At 61.9% G+C, this 2,608-nt stretch carries 3 protein-coding genes; all 3 read left to right on the top strand.

Features of this window, described 5'->3' with window-relative positions; genetic code table 11:
* On the top strand, window positions 1-655 hold a 655-nt coding region (locus VES88_11720; protein ID HYN82164.1), incomplete at its 5' end, for a TonB-dependent receptor.
* Window positions 652-990, top strand: coding sequence for a cupredoxin domain-containing protein (locus VES88_11725; GenBank protein HYN82165.1), 339 nt, complete (start codon window positions 652-654; stop codon window positions 988-990). The genes VES88_11720 and VES88_11725, both read left to right, overlap by 4 nt.
* 163 nt (window positions 991-1,153) lie before the next feature.
* Window positions 1,154-2,230, top strand: a complete 1,077-nt coding sequence (locus VES88_11730) for a transposase (protein ID HYN82166.1) — start codon at window positions 1,154-1,156, stop codon at window positions 2,228-2,230.
* Window positions 2,231-2,608: the final 378 nt, after the last annotated feature.

A 2,608-nucleotide genomic window follows, 5' to 3' on the forward strand; every position in this document is an offset into this window, starting at 1 on the left:
TGGCGTGGTCACCTCTCTCCCGACACACCAGCCGCTCGTGGGGGCGTCGGTCGAGATCGCCGGAGCGAATCGGCGTACACGAACGGACTCTTCCGGTAACTTTCGGGTTGCCTACCTTCCCGCTGGGAACGTCACTGTCCAAGTGCGCGTGATCGGTTACGAGGCGATGGCCGCGACCGTGTCGCTCGCCGACGACAGCACCGTGCGGTTGGACTTCGCGATTCGTTTGGTGGTCGAGCTCCCCCCGGTCACCGTGGAGAGCCCCACCTTGGGAGCCCGAGATGGCAGACTCCGCGGCTTCTATGAGCGCCGCGCCGCGGGATTCGGCAGATTCGTTACGCGTGAGGATATCGAGAAGCGGGACCCGGGTGATTCGAGGGATCTCCTCCGGGGTATGCCGGGAGTGCGGGTCGTGGGCAACCGGATCCAGATGGCCTCAGGTATGAGCTCTCCCAACTGCCGGGTACAGTATTTCCTGGACGGGATCCACATTCCGGCTCCCGCAGCCGATTTCCTCGTCCAGTTCCGGCCCCGCGACCTGGAGGGGCTCGAGGTGTACCGCGGGCCCGCGGAGGCTCCGGCGGCGTTCAGCCGGGGCGGAGCGGAGTGCGGCGTGATCGCCATCTGGACGCGCACGCCAGGCGGCAGAAAGTGAGCCGAGCCTTGCTGCTCGTCGGTTTCGCGGGAGCACTCGCGCTGGCCGCGTGCATGCCCGGCGGAGATATCACCGCGCCGCCACCTGGAACCATCATGGTGGAGATGAGAGACAACTTCTTCCAGCCTGACACGGTGAGGGTCATGCGCGGCGGGTACGTGCGCTGGACCAACCGGGGGCAAGATTTGCATTCTGTCACCTCGGAGGCGGAGTTATTGCGGAGCGAGCTGATCCCACCCACGTCGTGGTTCGAGGCGCACTTCGAGGAGCTCGGCACGTTTGAGTACGAGTGCTCGCTGCATGAGGAGATGACCGGCACGGTGATTGTCCAGTAACGACGATCGCGGAGGGATAGGCATCATAGGGGCATGACGTCTGCGTTCGCCGTTCTTGTGCTTGCCCCATGGGTAGTTGAAGCGGAATGGCGTTCTCCGCTGGAAGTGTACACACTCTGTTTTACGAGTAACGGAGTTTCCACTTCCAGACAGGAGAGCACCGATGGAGAGATATATCGGGTTGGACGTGCATGCTGCAAGCTGCACGTTGGGAGTGCTGAGCCAGAGCGGCAAGCGGGTGGGGACACATGTGGTGGAGACGAGCGCCAAGTCGCTGATCGCGCTGCTGGATACGATTCCGGGACGCAAGCATGTGTGCCTGGAGGAAGGTACGATGGCGGGTTGGCTGTACGAGGTGTTGTCGCCGCATGTGGAGGAAGTGGTAGTGGCGGGAGTGGAAGAGAGCAGGGGTCCCAAGAGCGACAAGCTGGATGCATTTGGTCGAGCGGAGGAGTTGCGGATCGGTGCTGTGAGGAAGCGGGTGTACAAGGAGCGCGGGTCATTTGCGGCACTGGGCTACAGGGCCAAAGTGCACGACAAGGTGATGCGAGACTCGGTTCGGGTGATGGCCCGGATTACGAGTCTCATGCGATCGCGAGGAGTGCGGGTACCGCACGCCGGCGTGTATTCGGAAAGTGGGCGGAAGAAGTGGATTGCGGGGCTGCCCGAGGCGGCGCGCTATGCGGCGGAGATTCTCTACGCGGAGCTCGATGCTCTCATGGTTCTGCGCGCTCATGCGGAGAAGGAGATGGTCTCGGAGGCCAGGAGACATGCGGAGTTCAGGATCTTGAAGAGCTGTCCCGGACTCGGAAGTATTCGCGCCGCGCAACTCATGGCGGTAGTGGTGACGCCCTACCGGTTCGCGAGCAAGCGAACATTCTGGAGCTTCTGGAGCTACTGTGGACTGGGGATCGTGATGCGCAGTTCGTCGGACTGGGCCCGTGCGCAGGACGGAAAGTGGATGCGTGTTCCGGTACAACAGACACGCGGACTCAGCCGAAGCTTCAATCGCACACTCAAGATGGTTTTCAAGGGAGCAGCAACCACGGTAATCAGCCGGCGGGAAGACGATCCGTTGTTCCGACACTTCACGCGACTCCTGGACAATGGCACGAAGCCCAACCTGGCGAGGCTGACGATCGCGCGTCAGATCGCATCGATCGCATTATCACTGTGGCGCAACAAGGAGAAGTACGATCCGAAGAAACTCGAGCTGAAAGAAGTACCGGCAGGCGCCTGATCGGTGTTGCTGCGAGTGATGCTGGCAACGCACGATGCGTCGGTCCGGAGAAAGAACGGCTGCAGGGGAGAGCATCCATTGAATTTCCGGTCCCGGCGATCATGCCGGAGTCCCCAGGGATAGGTTATGCCCCCCGGGAGTGCCGAACGAAGCGATGGGCCGTTGAGTCCCAAATAGAAGGATGGTTCCCGCCTCCGGGTGGAGAACGAATCGGCTATCCAGTCCTCCGGGATCTCGCAGCGCGAGCGACAAACGTGCAAGCAGCAACACTTCCACACGAGAGATCAACGCGCCAAGCAAGTGCAGACGTCGGCTGCAAGAATCAGTGCAGCTGCCGCCAGCACGGAGTGCGTCTTGACAGCCTGCCCCATAGAAGGA

Source organism: Gemmatimonadaceae bacterium (assembly GCA_035633115.1).
Lineage (GTDB): Bacteria > Gemmatimonadota > Gemmatimonadetes > Gemmatimonadales > Gemmatimonadaceae > UBA4720.

Bases quoted from the DNA above. Each gene is read 5' to 3' on its own strand.
- VES88_11730 (HYN82166.1), top strand. From the start codon at position 1,154: ATGGAGAGATATATCGGGTTGGACGTGCATGCTGCAAGCTGCACGTTG.